The organism is Duganella vulcania, assembly GCF_009857655.1.
Classification (GTDB): domain Bacteria; phylum Pseudomonadota; class Gammaproteobacteria; order Burkholderiales; family Burkholderiaceae_D; genus Rugamonas; species Rugamonas vulcania.
In genome coordinates this window covers 295,759-311,323 of the sequence record NZ_WWCX01000002.1, presented here as the reverse complement: position 1 = coordinate 311,323, position 15,565 = coordinate 295,759, and the positions used below count along the sequence as shown (strand labels likewise).

The following is a 15,565-nucleotide window of genomic DNA, read 5'->3' as shown; positions in this document are numbered from 1 at the left end:
GTGTCCGCGCTCAAGAACCTGCTTGACCGCAGCGACCTTAAATTCTTCCGTGTAACGCTTCCCACTCATGATTTCTCCTTTGCCTAAATTATGGCTCAGGAGTGTCTACAATGGTCGTGGCGATTCACTCCGATTATATGGGTTTGCAATTTTTGCAATAATATCCGAGGTGAAGGCAGGAAAGTTTTGATATATTGCAGAAGCTGAATACAGTGCCAAGAACCCAGCCCTAACCCGGTTGGGTCTTTGCATTTTAGGGCTCGTTTATTTGCGTATAGTGGCCCGAGATGAAGTTGCTGCAATTGGGTCTTAGCCGGTACTCACGAAATGATCATCGGCTTAGAAGGGTTGGAGCCCCTTGTTGTAACTCATGAAGCTTTAGGCGAGGTCCATTACTATTCGAAGACGACGGTGCGGCGCCAGCCAAGTGCAGCAGTAGGCTATTGGCAATACTATAATTTAATCTTCCCCGTGAGGCCGGATGTGTGCGACCTCTAGCAAGTCAATAATTTTACGGTTAGAAAGTACACATCCGCCCTATGCTGCCGACCATCCTTTTCTGAGTTTGCCCATTCCCGGTCTAATCTTGAACGCATGCCCCCCCCTCAGCCGCTGTGGCCGCACCGCCTCGCCTGGCCTTGCCCAACGTTGGGCTTTTGCATTTTGGCACTCGAATGTCACCAAAAAGCGTGATTCCGGTGGACGGGAATCTTGCACCTCGGTATTCTGAATCTTATTTCTGGCCAGAAGGGAAATCGATGGTCATCTCAGCCGAGGCGGTGGATCAGGTGCAGCGGGTGCGGGAACTGGAGCGCGAAGTGGCGTTGTTGCGCAGCACCCTGGCCGCCATGCCGGCCGCCGGCAGGAACCAGGAATGGAAAGATGAGGTCGTCCGCTTGCTGAGCGAAGTGGTCTTGTTCCGTCTCTCGCTGGACCAGGAAACTGTGCTTTCATCTTTTAAAAATAAATAGAGGTAGATCATGAGCGAGGAAAACAAGGACGTCGTGTACGGGACCGAAGACTTATTGATGAGTCTGTGCAACTCGGTGACCCGGGTCTTGAACGTCGCCACCCAAAGCAAGGTCAACTATTCGGGCATGGTGCAGCGCATTACCAAGACCGGCCTGAAGCCCGATATCGGCTGCTTCGTGCTGTTCGACGGCGGCTTCACCGGCCTGGTCGTGCTGAACTTCGCGGCCGACACGGCCATGGAAATCTACGAACGCTACATGCTGCACATGGGCATGCCGAAGTCGGAGCTGGCCAGTTCGCACACCGCGGACGAGGTGTCCAACATCATGGGCGAACTGATGAACCAGATCGTCGGCGACTTCACCGGCAAGGTGCGGCGCGAGTTGCAGACCAACATCACCCAGAATCAGCCGAAGATGCTGGTGTTGACCAAGCAGGTCATGCTCAGCGTGGACACCCCCCTTGATCGCCCTGAGATGCGGCGCGTCACGTTTTATACGGAAAAGAGTAATATCTTTTATCTGGAGCTCGCCATCGATAGGACCGAGTTCATTCGTTTACACGACTTCGACTCCAGCGAAGTGGCCGACCCTGACGCCTTGCTGGATATGGAGCGTGGCAACCAAGGCGGCACTTCCACCGCGCCATCTCCCTCGGCCGAGGACGAAGCCAACGATGAGTTGTTGAAGTCGTTGGGGATGTAAGACATTCCTGGTGGCTTGTGCTTTTAAAGCCACCAAAGTCTTGCCGCGTGGGACTATGATGGGACGCAAGAGGATCGCATCTTTACGGCAACTTTCGGCGATCCGTTGAGTGGCAATCATGGAGGCTCGATATGGACAATCGTACTTCACTTGGCGCCTTGAAGCTCGGGCACAAATTCCTGATCCTCAGTCTAATCGCCGTGATACTGGCGAGCATTCCAACCTGGTTGTACATGCGCGAAGCGGGCAAGGCGCTCGATGCCTACATGGACGAGCGGGAGGGCTTGCCCGCCGTGGTCGAGGGTTTGCGCATGGTGCAGCTGACCCAGCAGCATCGCGGGCTGGCGGCGCTGGTGCTGGGCGGCGCGACCGCCGACGATAAGCGGCTGGCCAAGCAAAAGGAAGCCGACACCGCCTACGCGGCGGTCGACGCGCTGGTCAAGAAGCTGCATGACTCCACTCTGGACGCGGCCTGGTCGCAAGCGCGCGGCGACTGGGAAACCTTGCGTGCCCAGGTCACCAACCGCGGCCTGACGGCGCCACAAAGCTATGTGGCCCACACGGCGCTGGTGCCCAAGCTGCTCAAGGTGAACGACCTGATCGGCGACTACTACGGCCTCAGCCTTGATCCGGACCGCGACACATATCAACTGATCCAGGCCATGTTTTACCAGCTGCCGTATCTGTCCGAGGAGCTGGGCAAGACACGCGCCAAGGGCGCCGGCCTGCTGGCGAGGAAAGAGGCCAGCCAGGCCGACCGTCTGCTGCTGTCGTCCATCGCCGCGCGCGTGACGGACCGGCTGGACCAGACCCTGACAGCGTTCAACAAGGCGGCCCATTACAACGCCGATTTTGAAGCCAGGCTGGGGCCGCCCATGCGGGACGCCGCCAAGGCCGCCGGCCAGATCACGGACCTGGCCATGCACGAGATCGTGCAACCGGAGGCGCTGACCTATTCGGCGGAAAACTACGTGGCGCTGGCGACCCAGGCCATTGATCTGCAGTTCGCCCTCAACGCGGCCGCCAGTAAGCAGTTGAACGCGCTGCTGGACGAAAAGATCCGCAGCTTCTACACCACCCGCTGGCTGATGCTGGGGGCCATGCTGGCGTTGCTGGCGCTGGCCGGCTACCTGGCCATGCTGATTGCGCGCTCGGTAACGCGGCCCTTGAGCAATGCGATCGCCGTGGCGCAGAGTGTCGCCAGCGGCAACCTGGCCACCGATTTCGATGTCGGCGTCCCCAACGAGGCGGGCCAGGTGCTGCGTGCGCTCAAGGACATGAGCGGCAGCCTGCGCCACCTGGTGGGCGATGTGCGCGGCAGCATCGAGCACATCAGCGCAGCCACACGCGATATCGCCAGTGGCAACGCCGACGTCTCGGCGCGGCTGGAGTCGCAAGCATCCAACCTGGAGGAGACCGCGTCGTCGATGGAGCAGCTCACCTCCACCGTGCGGCAGAACGCCGACAACGCGCGCCAGGCTAACCAGCTGGTGATCAGCGCGGCAGACGTCGCCACGCGGGGCGGGGCGGTGGTGTCGCAGGTAGTGCAGACGATGGGCGAGATCAATGAGAGTTCGCACAAGATCGTGGACATTATCAGCGTGATCGACGGCATTGCGTTCCAGACCAATATCCTGGCCTTGAACGCGGCGGTGGAGGCGGCGCGCGCGGGCGAACAGGGCCGTGGCTTCGCCGTGGTGGCCAGCGAGGTGCGCAACCTGGCGCAGCGCTCGGCCGCCGCCGCCAAGGAAATCAAGGAACTGATCTCCCACAGCGTCGAGAAAGTCGAGCTCGGCAACCGCCTGGTGGACCAGGCCGGCGACGCGATGGGCGAGATCGTCGGCAGCGTGCAACGCATCACGCTCATCATGTCGGACATCGCGACCGCCTCTGCCGAGCAGGGTGCCGGCATCGAGCAGGTCAACCACGCGGTGACGCAGATGGACGATATGACCCAGCAGAACGCGGCGCTGGTGGAGCAGACCGCGGCGGCTTCCGCCAGCCTGGAGGAGCAGACCCAGGCGCTGGTGGGGGCGATGGACCGCTTCGTGTTGGGCAACGAAGAGGCCGTGTCCGGCGGGGCGGCGCCACGTCCGGCGGCACGAAGTGTGGTAAAGCAACAACGTTTGGCGATCCGGCATGCCTGAATCGCAAACTTGAGCGTTCGCTCATTCATGACCTCGCCAGGGGCTGGCTGACCTTTTATTATTCAGCCGGCCCTGCTGAGGCGCCAAATTTCTATCAGTAAATTTCCATTTGCTTATATTGCGCTTGCAATACACGGTATCAATGAAAGAAAATACCGCCTTTCTGCAAGACGGTGCATTCTAGACATCGAAAAACGGCCTCACCTCCGCTTGCGCCGCCACGGACACAGTAGATGACCGGGCGACATCAACAGAAAGAGAGAACAGGAGACACTGTTTTTAACTCTTTGCATTACCTCAAATCGGGATATTGAATGATCAAACTGTCGAAGATGCACAAGCGCCTGCTGGCGCTGAGCGCCGTTATGCCTATCGGTTCCGCCCTCGCGCAAACCGCCGCTGAACCGCAACTGGAAACCGTCACCGTCACGGCCCAGCGCCGCGCCGAGAACATCAAGGACGTGCCGGTTTCGGTCACGCTGCTGAAGGACGAGAAGCTGGACGTGCTGTTGTCCGGCGGCCAGGACATCCGCCTGCTGGCCGGCAAAGTGCCATCGCTGAACGTGGAATCGTCGAACGGCCGCACCTTCCCGCGCTTCTACATCCGCGGCTACGGCAACACCGACTTCAGCACCTTCGCCTCGCAGCCGGTTTCGCTGGTGTATGACGACGTGGTGCAGGAAAACGGCATCCTGAAGGGCTACCCTATCTTCGACGTGGCCGGCGTGGAAGTGCTGCGCGGCCCGCAGGGCACGCTGTTCGGCCGCAACACCCCGGCCGGCGTGGTCAAGTTTGAATCGGAAAAACCGAACACCAAGAAAATCGAGGGTTACTACAACCTGTCGTGGGCGACCCACAACACCATCAACGCCGAAGGCGCCGTCAACGTGCCGCTGTCGAGCGAATGGGCGATGCGCGTTTCGACGCTGCGCCAGCACCGCGACAACTTCGTCGACAACACCTTCACCAAGCAGAACGACGCGCTGGAAGGCTACAACGAACACGCCGAGCGCGTGCAGTTCCTGTACACGCCAAGCACCACCTTCAGCGCCTTGTTCAACGTGCACTCGCGCACCACCGACGGCAGCGCCCGTCTGTTCCGCGCCAACCTGATCAAGAAGGGCACCAACGACTTCGCCGACGGTTACGACTTCACCAAGATCGCCACCAACGGCCTGAACATGCAGAGCCTGAGCACCAACGGCGCCAACGCCCGCTTGACCTGGGACCTGGGTTCGGTCAAGCTGTTCTCGATCACCGGCTACGAAGCCGTGGACAACTACTACAGCCGCGGCGACATCGACGGCGGCAGCCCGGCCGGTCCTGGCTTCATTCCCTTCCAGGTGCAGACCGGCGGGGGCCTGAGCGGCCTGCATCAGTACACCCAGGAATTCCGCGTCGAGTCGAAGAACGCTGGTCCGTTGAACTGGCAGAGCGGCGTCTACTACTTCAAGGAAAGCGCCAGCGGTTACAGCGACAACTTCGACAGCAACACCCAGCAGCAGACCTCGCACCTGGCCAGCCACCAGAACAACACCGCTGCGGCAGTGTTCGGCTCGCTGACCTATGACGTGTCGGACCAGCTGGTGCTGCGCGGTGGCCTGCGCTACACCCACGACAAGAAGGACTTCGCCACCACGTCGCGCGTCAACGTGACCCAGGCCGGTCCTGACTCGGTGGACGAGAGCAAGAACAAAGCCAATTGGGACATGAGCGCGACCTACAAGGTCAACAAGGACGTCAGCGCCTACGCCCGCGTGGCGACCGGCTTCCGCGCGCCGAGTATCGCTGCCGCTTCGGCATCGGTGCCGATCACCGTGGCCGATGCGGAAACCATCGTGTCGTATGAGGCCGGCATCAAGGCCGACCTGTTCAACCGCCGCGCCCGCGCATCGGTCAGCATCTACAACTACGACGTGAAGAACCAGCAGCTGACCGTGGTCGGCGGCACCTCCAACGTGACCAAGCTGATCAACGCAGCCAAGACCGTGGGCCGCGGCCTGGAAGCGGACTTCGAAGCCTTCGTCACGCCTGACTTCAAAGTCACCGCAGGCGGTTCGTACAACTTCACGAAGATCGAAGATCCGTCGCTGTCCGTGGCCAAGTGCGGTTCGTGCACCGTGACCGATCCGCTGAACGCGGCCGGCCGCGTCGTCATCGACGGCAACCCGCTGCCGCAAGCGCCCAAGGTCATCCTGAACGCCACCGCGCGCTACAACTGGGCGCTGGCCGACGGCAACCTGTTCGTGCTGACCGACTGGTCGTATCGCAGCAAGATCAACTTCTTCCTGTACGAAGCCAAGGAATTCACCGGCAAGTCGATGGTTGAAGGCGGCCTGCGCGTGGGTTACAACTGGCAGGGCGGCAAGTATGAAGTGGCAGCCTTCGCGCGCAACATCACCAACACCGAGCGTATCATCGGCGCGATCGACTTCAACAACCTGACCGGCTTCGTCAACGAGCCACGTCAGTTCGGCGTGCAGTTCAAGGGCAGCTTCTGATTTTTGGAAATTTGCCAGCTAGCCTAGACAGCTAGAAATTGGCCGTATATAATGCGGCCTCTTTTCCCTGATAGCTCAGTCGGTAGAGCGACGGACTGTTAATCCGCAGGTCCCTGGTTCGAGTCCAGGTCGGGGAGCCAGAATTTGAGTTGTACTAAATCAAGGGGTTACATGCTGAGGCACGTAACCCCTTTTTTTATTTTGATGCGAAGCTGGGTTGCGAAAATATTGCCAATTGGATTTTTATAATGCAATAATGAAACTTTCCATTTTCCTAAAAGGAAATGAATTGAAGATCTTTGTTGCCGTACTGCTGAGCGCCTTGGCTTCTGGCTGCGCTAGCACTTACCAAGACCCTCGTCCGCTGGGCGTTCAGCAAGCCGAGCTTGCAACCTCGCTGAAGGAGCTCTCTGGTCAATACGATGTGATCGATGCCCGTAACGACTTTTACAGTTTCACCAAATTTGAAGCTAAGGCCCTGATCGTTAGCCGACAGGAGAACGTCGCCCGATTTTCATTAATTGGCAAGGAAAAGACGATAACTATTGATGGCAACCGGTGTAGCGGACGGATTGGGGCGGATAGGATTTCGCCACGGCTGTATTGCGATGGACAAAAGGTCGGTTTCTTTGCACCTGTCGTGGAGCTGGCAACCAAAGACTACGAAGTAACTTTGAACGGCGGCCTATTGGGCGGGCAGGAGGCGATGCCAGTGAAGACTGGTGATTATCTGTTCAGTTTCTTCGAATCCGGTAGCGGACGCCCCCACTACTACTTGTTGAAGAGGCGGTCAGCAGTAACAGAGTAGGTCCATGGTAATTTGAAGGCTGCGCCAGGGGAGTTCGCGAGCAGGTGTCCTGGCTCGAGTCTAAGTCGGGGAGCCAGAATTTTGAAGGGCCATGTGAAAACATGGTCCTTTTTATTTCTGTTCTCATGCCGCGGCGACGTGGCTAAAACGATATGATTCCCATATTATATTCTGGACACTATATTGGTCCTGGAGATGACAATGTCGCGAAAATGGCTGCTGGGGATGGGATTGGCAATGAGTTTGACGATGTCCGCGCAAGCGGACGAACCGCTGCCGGTGCAGGTGCGCCTGATCCATGTGGCGCCAGATACCTGGCGAGCAGACTATCGCTTTCAGCAGCCGGTGGCGTCGATGCGCTTCAAGTCGGTGGGCGGCCTGCGCAAATCCGCGTGGAAGGTGTTGACGCCCGGCGTGACACTGACCGCCAGCGATACCTATGATGCGCTGGCCGCAGCCGACGGCAAGCCGCTGCGGCAGGTCAGCGTGGAGATTTCGGCCTTTGAGCAGGACCTGGGCAAACAGTACCTGGCGACCGACAAGCTCTCCGATGGCGGCCGTCTCATCTACCTGGGCTTCCTGCAAGGCGAGGTCCAGCAGGGCAGGCTGGTGCACGATATGGCGGCGAACTTCACGCTGGAAGGCTTCGGCAACGAAACCGTGCTGGTGCCCGCCAAGCCGGCAACGCCCGCAAAAGACACGACACCATATGCCTATTTCGGTCCGCAGTCCCCGGTGGCCGCCGGCGAGGCGCAGGTGCTGCTGGATCCCAAACTGTCCGCGTGGGCGAAGGAGACGCTGCTCGACACCACCGCCAGAATGTCCGCCTATTACAGCAAGGCCTACCAGCAGAAGCTGCGGCAGCCCTTGCTGCTGGTGGCGGCCGTCAGCGATACCTCCATGCCGGGCTTGTCGATCAAGGGCGGCGTGGTCGGTGGGCAGATCGTCTATCGTCTTGGCGGCGCGGCCCTGCTGACCGCCGACAACCCCAAAAAACGCGCGATCCTGGCCGAACTGGTGGCGCATGAGATGGCGCATTTGTGGCAGAACAATGTGCGCCAGGGCGGCGTCAGCGAACAGTCGCCGCCGTGGATACACGAGGGTGGCGCCGAGGCGATGGCGCTCGATGGCCTGCTGCGCAGCGGCATCTGGAGCGCCGAACAGGGCAAGGCGTTCGCCGACGCCACGCTGGCCGAGTGCGAGAAGCTGGAGCACAGCTTCGATACTTATCGTGGCATTTATGCCTGCGGCTTTGAGCGCTTCAGCAACCTCAAGGTCGATATCGTGCCGCTGTGGCACGACATGATCGCAGCCGCCGACAGCAAGGGCGAGGTCTACAGCGAGGCGATGATCAACTCGCTTGTCGCGCGCGGAGGCAAGGCCGCACCTTGATGTGCGTCAAAGGAGGGGCGGGGGCGCTTCTTATCATGGTAGTCCACCCATTTGAAGGAGGCCGCCATGGCTAACAATCTGATGCGTATCGATCCCTTCCGCGATCTCGCCCGTTTCGATCCCTTCCGCGACATGGACGAAATATTCCGCGACTTCGCGCCCTCGGTCTGGCGCGGTGCCGACGTCTCGCCGCGCATGCGAATGGACGTCAGCGAGACCGACAATGAATATCTCGTCAAAGCCGAAATTCCAGGCGTGCAAAAGGAGGATATCAAGGTCGCCATCAACGGCAACCAGGTGTCGCTGAGCGCGGAAGTCAAGGAAGAGCAGCCCGCCACCGCCGGCAAAACCGGCTCCCTGCGCACGGAACGTTACTACGGGCAAGTGCAGCGCAGTTTCACGCTGCCGCAGGAGGTCGATGACGACCAGGCAGAGGCGCGCTACGAAAACGGCGTGCTGCACCTGACGTTGCCGAAGAAGGTCGGCACCGGCGGCAAGCAGCTGGCCATCCAGTAATCAGTGCGACGGAGCGTTGCAGGCCAGGTCCGCGTCCCAGCGGCCAGAGCAGATGCGCGAACGGCACAACATGCCTTCGATCAGCCCCAGTTGCTTGCAGCGCGCCAGCAGTTGCGCCGTGCTGTCGCCGTCCTGACGCTCGACCACGTCGCGGCTGCGCTCGGGCAGGGCGAGCGCTGGCTTGCCCGAGTGCGCGACCAGCGCGGTCAGCAGGGCGACATCGGTGTCGCCGATGGCTGATGGACTGGCTGCTGTGGCCACACGCGGCGCCGGTGAGCGCGCGGCGGCGGCGCTTGCGGCCACAGCCGGCCTGTGCGGCGCGCCGGTCGCATGCGATGTCTCGGTCTTTGCCACTGCGTTCGCGGTGTGCACGGAAGGCCGCGCGACGCTGGCGGCCGCAAGCGCTTCGATTGCCGTGAAGGGTTTGGTTGCAGGTTCTTTTAGCACCGGTTCGTTCACGATGGCTGCCGCCTGCTCTGGCACGGCAGCTGCCATCTGCCGTTCCGTCGGCTGCTGGTACGTTCGCGTGGTCACGCTGCTGCGGCTGCGCGCGTAGGAATCCGGCGATAGCGTGTTGTCGTGTACCAGCCATGCGACCGTACACATGGTCACCACCAGCAGTCCCAGGCCGACGGTCCAGCCGTCGACGCTCCAGCCGCTGGCGCGCGGCGTCTTTGCCGCCGTCTTGGGACCATGTTCCAGATGCGCCAGTATGCGCTTGCCGCCATCTTCGGCGGTACGGTTGGAACTCATCAGGTCGGGTTTTTGCTTCGACGTATCCACGGTATTTCCTCCGAATTTGATCTGGTCTTTCACGCCGCTTGCTGAAGCGCCTACGATGAAGCGTTCCCGCACCTCAGTGTCCAGTCTGCGGAGCGACCTTGCTTTGACGGAGCGCACCATGTTTCTCTTTTCGGTACTGCTGTTTTTTGTCTTCGCGTGTCTAGGGGCCTGGCTGGCCTTGTTCCCAGCCGGGCGGGATGTGGCGGCGCAGTCGATGGCGGTGATCGGCAGGCGCATCGGGCGGGGACTGAGTGGCGGCTACCGGCACGGCACCCAGCACGCCGCGCATGCCGGCCGCAGCGCCGGCGCTGGCCTGCTGCGCGCGCTCAGCTTCCTGCGCCGCCGCTATCTGCTCGTGTTGTCGGTGCTGGTGCTGCTGACCGTGCCGCCCATGCTGGCGCTGGTGCTCAGCGGCCGCAATATGTTGGGCGGCTTCGACAGCGATGACCACGCCGTCAACGATCAGGTCGCGGATCTGCTGAAGGGCGAGCAGCTGGCGGCGCCGGAGCCGTTGCCGCCGTTGGTGTTCACGACGGCGGAGGTGACGATGGTCCGGCCCATGCTCGACGGCGCCAACCGCAACTGGCAACTGCTCGATCCCGACTTCGCCCAGCGCCTGCTGTTGGTGTTCAAGATCATGAAGGAGAACTACGGCTACGACATGGCGATCCTGGAAGGCTACCGCAGCCCGGAGCGGCAGAACTCGCTGGCAGCCGCCGGGCCCAGCGTCACCAACGCCAAGGCCTTCCAGAGCTATCACCAGTTCGGCCTGGCGGCGGACTGCGCCTTCCTGCGCGATGGCAAACTGCTGATCTCGGAAAAAGACCCCTGGGCGATGCGCGGCTACCGGCTCTACGGCGAGGCGGCCGAATCGGTGGGCCTGCACTGGGGCGGCCGCTGGACGATGATGGACTTCGGCCACACCGAATTGCGGGTGGCGGGGACTGTGCGGAAATAGGACGCTGCACGGTCATGGTTGCGCAGCCTCAAGAAATACCCGCATTGTTGGTGGCACCATTGATCGGTCCGCTGTTAGCTCAGGCGCCATCATTCACGCCGGCCTCGTCCCATGATGCGAAGAATCTGGTACTTCCTCACCGATACCCGCCACCTGACCATTATTGCGCTGACTGCGATGGCGGCCTTGTTCTACCTTGGCGCGCAGATGCTGGAACTGGCGCTGATCTGGGCGCTGGCGGCCACGGCGCTGATGCTGGCGCTGGCCGGCCTGGTCTGGCTGTGGCGACGCCGGCGCGCCAGCCGGGAATCCGAGCAGCTGGGCGCGGCCATCGGCGCCCAGGCCGCCACGGAGGCGCAAAGCTCTGACCAGTCCGGCGCCGAGGTCAAGGCCATCCGCAATGACATGCTGAAGGCGATCGAGACCATTCGCGGGTCCAAGATGGGCATCGTCTCCGGCACCCGCGCCTTGTACGAGCTGCCGTGGTACATGATCATCGGTAATCCTGCCGCCGGCAAAAGCACGGCCATCACCAGCTCGGGCCTGCAGTTCCCCTTCGCCGACGGCAAGATCGTGCAGGGCGTGGGCGGCACACGCAACTGCGACTGGTTCTTCACGACCGACGGCATCCTGCTCGACACCGCCGGACGCTACTCGGTGCAGGACGAGCACCGCGCCGAATGGTTCGGCTTTCTGGACCTGCTGAAGAAGTACCGCCGTCGCGCGCCCATCAACGGCATCCTGATCGCCGTCAGCATCGCCGAATTGCGCGGGGAAGATCCAGAGGTCGGCATCAAGCTGGCGCGCAGCCTGCGCAAGCGCGTGCAGGATCTGATTGAGCGGCTGGAGGTATTTGCGCCGGTGTACGTGGTCTTCACCAAGGCCGATCTGATCGCGGGCTTCACCGAGTTCTTCGCGCGCGCCGAGCGCACCGAGCGCGAACGCGTGTGGGGCGCGACCATGCCCTACAAGCGCAACGCAGGCAGCCAGCAGATGATGGCCTTCTTCGATCACAGCTTCGATGAACTGTGTTCGGGCCTGAAGGAGTTGAGCGTGGCGAACATGAGCCAGCAGCGGCGCGACCGCATGGAGCCTGGCGTATTCACCTTCCCGCTGGAGTTCGCGACCATACGCGCTCCGCTGCGCAGCTTCCTGGTTACGCTGTTCGAAGACAACCCGTTCCAGTTCAAGCCAGTATTTCGCGGCTACTACTTCACCAGCGCCCTTCAGGAGGGCGCGGCGGCGAGCGAACAGTCGCAGCGGCTGGCAAAGCGCTTCGCCTTGTCGCTGCCGGACGCGCCGCCCGCCGCCGGTGGCGGCCAGTCTGGATTCTTCCTGTTGAATTTATTCCGCAACGTGATCTTCGCGGATAAGGACCTGGTCTCGCAGTACGCCAGCAAACATAAGGTCAAGTTGACCTACGCGGCGTTCTTCGCGGCGGCGGTTTTGCTGGGCGCGTCGCTGGGTGGGTGGAGCTGGTCGTATCTGGGCAACCGTCAGCTGGTCAGCAACGTGCAGGCGGACCTGGACAAGGTGATCAAGCTTCAAGCCAAGCGGCTGGACCTGCAATCGCGGCTGGAGGCCTTGGAGATACTGCAGGACCGCATCGAGCAGCTGGATAAATATCACGCCGACCGGCCTTGGTCGCTGCGTATGGGGTTGTACCAGGGCGATCTGTTGGAGCGCAAGCTGCGCGAGGAATACTTCGCTGGCGTGCGTGAGGTGATGCTCAAGCCGGTGGTCGCCAATCTGGAGACGCTGCTGTCGGAGATGAACGCGCATGCCGACCAGCTGCAGGCGCCCGGCGCGGCTGCCGCCACGTCCACAATGCCGGCCGTCGCGCCCGGACGCCAGTTCCAGGAAGCCTCCGCCGTCAACGTCGAAGACGCCTACAACGCCTTGAAGAGTTACCTGATGCTGGCCGATATCTCGCACGCCGAAGCCAGTCACCTGAACGACCAGCTGACCCGCTACTGGCGTGGATGGCTGGAGAACAATCGCGGCGCCATGCCGCGCGAGCAGATGATACACAGCGCCGAACGGTTGATGACCTTCTATCTCGCGCAGATCGCCGACCCGTCCTGGCCGCGCATCGAACAGAAGCTGGCGCTGGTCGACCAGGCCCGCGAGAACCTGCGCCGCGTGGTGCGCGGCATGCCGGCCAGGGAGCGCGTCTACGCCGACATCCGCGCCCGCGCCAACACGCGCTTCCCGGCGATGACGGTAGCGCGCATGGTGGGCGAACAGGATCAGGCGCTGGTCACCGGCAGCTACGCCATCGCCGGCGCCTACACCCGCGAGGCATGGGAGAAGTTCGTGCAGGACGCCTTCCGCGAAGCTGCCACGCATGAACTGCAAAGCGCGGACTGGGTCCTCAAGACCGCCGCGCGCGACGACCTGACGCTGGAAGGAAGCCCCGAACAAATCCAGAAGGGCCTGACCGATTTGTACAAGGCCGACTACGCACGCGAATGGCAGAAGTTCGTCCAGGGTGTCACCATCGCCAACCTGAATGGCTTCGACGCGGCGGTGACGGCGATGAACCGGCTGGGCGATCCGCAGTCCTCGCCCATCGCCAAGCTGCTCACCACCATCCATCAGCAGACGTCATGGGACAACCCGGCTATCATGAGCGCCGAATTGAAGGAGGCGCAGACGGGCTTCGTCAACTGGGTCAAGAACAGCGTGCTGCGGCGCGGGCCTTCGCAAGTCAACGTCAACCTGCAGCTGGACCAGGCGCGGGCCGACAAGCCGATGGGACCCATCGGGCGCGAGTTCGCCGGCGTCGGCAAGCTGGTGGCGCCCAAGGACAAGGACGCGTCGCTGATGCGCTCCTACCTGGAGACGCTGTCCAAACTGCGCAGCCGCTTGAACCAGCTGAAGAACCAGGGCGACCCCGGCCCGGGCGCCCGCCAGTTCATGCAGCAGACACTGGAAGGCAGCGGCTCCGAGCTGGCGGACGCGCTGCGCTACGTCGACGAGCAGATGCTGACCGGGATGAGCGACTCGCAGAAGCAATCCATCCGTCCCATCCTGGTACGGCCTTTAATGCAGACCTTCGCGGTGCTGGTCGGTCCGGCCGAGGCGGAAATCAACAAGACCTGGCTGGCGCAGGTCTACGAGCCTTTCCAGCAATCGCTGGCCAACAAGTATCCGTTCTCGCCGAACGCCAATATCGAAGCGGGCAACGCCGAAATCGCACAGTTCTTCGGCCCCGATGGCCTGATCGCCAAATTCGCCACCGGCGCCCTGGGACCGCTGGTGGTGCGGCGCGGCGACGTGCTGGCGCCGCGCACCTGGGCCGACATGGGCATTACACTTTCGCCGCAAACCGTGGCGCGCTTCCCCGGCTGGATAGCGCCGATAGGCGCGGGCGGCGTGGCCTCGTCCACGGCCGCCGCGCAGACCATCTTCCAGATCCAGCCCATGCCGGCCCCCGGCACGCTGGAATACACGGTCGATATCGACGGCCAGCAGCTGCGCTACCGAAACACGCCGGCGCAATGGGCCAACATGGTTCATCCGAGCCCGCAGGGCGCGCCGGGGGCGCGCATCACGGCGGTGGCGTTCGATGGCCGCAGCGTGGAGGTGTTCAACGAGGCGGGCCAGTTCGGGCTGAAACGCATGATCGACGCGGCGGCCAAGCAAAAGCGCGAGGGCGGTATCTTTGAGCTGCGCTGGACCAGCGGCGCGATCACCGTGACCATGGGCCTGAAGATCGTCAGCAGCCCGGAGAGCAGCGGCACCGCACCGCAGGACCAGGGCTTCCGCGGCATGAAGCTGCCCGAGACGATAGTTGGAGCGGCGCCATGAAGCGGGCGGCGCAAAGCGCGCGCATTGGCTACTTCGGCAAGCTGCCCACGCGCGGTGACTTTATCAAGGCAGGCGACAACCTGGCGCTGGCCAATCTGCTGGACGGCTGGCTGGCCGAGGTCATGAACCTGCTCAGTGCCGATCCCCGGTGGAGGCTCAATTACGACGCCATGCAGCCGCTGGGGTTCGCCTTCGTCGGCACGCGCAGCAAGCGGGCCATTGCTGGCCATCTGCGCGCCAGCCATGACCTGTCGCAGCGGCGCTATCCCTTCCTCGGCATGAGCGTCGTCGAGATCGACGATCCGCGCAGCTTCGTCGCCCTCAGCCCGCTGGTGCTGGCGCCGTTGTGGGATGCGTTGGAACCGCTGGCGAACAAGGTGCTCGACGCAGCCGAACCGGAGGAATGCTTGCAGGCGCTGGCCACCGCCACGGTCGATATCGACCCTTGCGCCGCAGAGCACCAGCAGCTGTTTACCGACTTCCTCGACCGCCACAGTATCGCCGGCCTGGAGGCGATCCTGGGCAGCGCCTCGGTGCGGCAGATGATACTCGCGGTCGGACTGCTACTGCAGCCGGTGCGCCGTAGCGGCGCCGCGCGGCTGGACAAAAGTCTGGTGTTGCCGCTGCCATCGGCGCCGCGATTGCGCTACCTGGTGGCGTCGTTCTGGCTCGACCTGATTACGCCGTTCCTGCAGCAGGCCGACTTTGAACTGAGCCTGTTCCTCGGCGAGCAACGGGAGCAACCGGTACTGGTGGTTGGCTTCAGCGGTGCGGAGCCGGAGACGCTGCAGGCGTTCATCGATCCGCTTTGCGCCATCGAACAACAGATCACGTTTGAAGACGCGGACTGGGTCAATGAACTGATCGCCGGCGACGCCAGCGTGCAGAAGCTGTCGGCCTACCTGGAACAAGGCCAGTTGTCGCTGCGCTCCGCGCACGCGCTGTTCCACGAAACCTTTGCCTGATAAGGA

11 protein-coding genes and 1 tRNA gene are annotated in these 15,565 nt (G+C 62.1%); 11 read left to right on the top strand and 1 reads right to left on the bottom strand.

Features of this window, described 5'->3' with window-relative positions; genetic code table 11:
* Positions 1 to 674 precede the first annotated feature (674 nt).
* The 8 genes from GTP90_RS04440 (at position 675) to GTP90_RS04405 (ending at position 9,040) form a co-directional block, all read left to right on the top strand.
* Entirely contained in the window at positions 675 to 971 is a 297-nt protein-coding gene (locus GTP90_RS04440; RefSeq protein ID WP_254451722.1) for a hypothetical protein, read from the top strand.
* A gap of 9 nt (positions 972 to 980) precedes the next feature.
* The gene (locus tag GTP90_RS04435; RefSeq protein WP_161082343.1) at positions 981 to 1,676 is read left to right on the top strand and encodes a DUF3334 family protein; all 696 of its coding nucleotides are present in this window, start codon (positions 981 to 983) and stop codon (positions 1,674 to 1,676) included.
* Between the two features lie 131 nt (positions 1,677 to 1,807).
* On the top strand, positions 1,808 to 3,823 hold the full coding sequence (locus GTP90_RS04430) for a methyl-accepting chemotaxis protein (protein WP_161082342.1): 2,016 nt from the start codon (positions 1,808 to 1,810) through the stop codon (positions 3,821 to 3,823).
* A gap of 314 nt (positions 3,824 to 4,137) precedes the next feature.
* On the top strand, positions 4,138 to 6,324 hold the full coding sequence (locus GTP90_RS04425) for a TonB-dependent receptor (protein WP_161082341.1): 2,187 nt from the start codon (positions 4,138 to 4,140) through the stop codon (positions 6,322 to 6,324).
* Between the two features lie 64 nt (positions 6,325 to 6,388).
* Positions 6,389 to 6,464, top strand: a tRNA-Asn gene (locus GTP90_RS04420).
* A gap of 116 nt (positions 6,465 to 6,580) precedes the next feature.
* Complete coding sequence (locus GTP90_RS04415; RefSeq protein ID WP_161082340.1) at positions 6,581 to 7,132, top strand: hypothetical protein; 552 nt, start codon at positions 6,581 to 6,583, stop codon at positions 7,130 to 7,132.
* A gap of 201 nt (positions 7,133 to 7,333) precedes the next feature.
* Positions 7,334 to 8,524, top strand: coding sequence for a hypothetical protein (locus GTP90_RS04410; protein ID WP_254451721.1), 1,191 nt, complete (start codon positions 7,334 to 7,336; stop codon positions 8,522 to 8,524).
* Between the two features lie 66 nt (positions 8,525 to 8,590).
* Positions 8,591 to 9,040, top strand: coding sequence for an Hsp20/alpha crystallin family protein (locus GTP90_RS04405; protein WP_161082339.1), 450 nt, complete (start codon positions 8,591 to 8,593; stop codon positions 9,038 to 9,040).
* Here GTP90_RS04405 and GTP90_RS04400 read toward each other — a convergent pair whose 3' ends face one another.
* Positions 9,041 to 9,793: a hypothetical protein gene (locus tag GTP90_RS04400; RefSeq protein ID WP_161082338.1), complete on the bottom strand. Its 753-nt coding sequence runs from the start codon at positions 9,791 to 9,793 to the stop codon at positions 9,041 to 9,043. It lies immediately after the preceding gene.
* Positions 9,794 to 9,941: 148 nt separating this feature from the next.
* On the opposite strand from GTP90_RS04400, the gene GTP90_RS04395 reads away from it, so the two are divergent.
* The 3 genes from GTP90_RS04395 (at position 9,942) to tagF (ending at position 15,559) form a co-directional block, all read left to right on the top strand.
* Positions 9,942 to 10,781: a M15 family metallopeptidase gene (locus GTP90_RS04395; RefSeq protein WP_161082337.1), complete on the top strand. Its 840-nt coding sequence runs from the start codon at positions 9,942 to 9,944 to the stop codon at positions 10,779 to 10,781.
* Positions 10,782 to 10,895: 114 nt separating this feature from the next.
* Entirely contained in the window at positions 10,896 to 14,594 is a 3,699-nt protein-coding gene (gene tssM / locus GTP90_RS04390) for a type VI secretion system membrane subunit TssM (protein ID WP_254451724.1), read from the top strand.
* Positions 14,591 to 15,559, top strand: coding sequence for a type VI secretion system-associated protein TagF (gene tagF / locus GTP90_RS04385; protein ID WP_161082335.1), 969 nt, complete (start codon positions 14,591 to 14,593; stop codon positions 15,557 to 15,559). Before tssM ends, tagF begins: the two co-directional genes overlap by 4 nt.
* Positions 15,560 to 15,565: the final 6 nt, after the last annotated feature.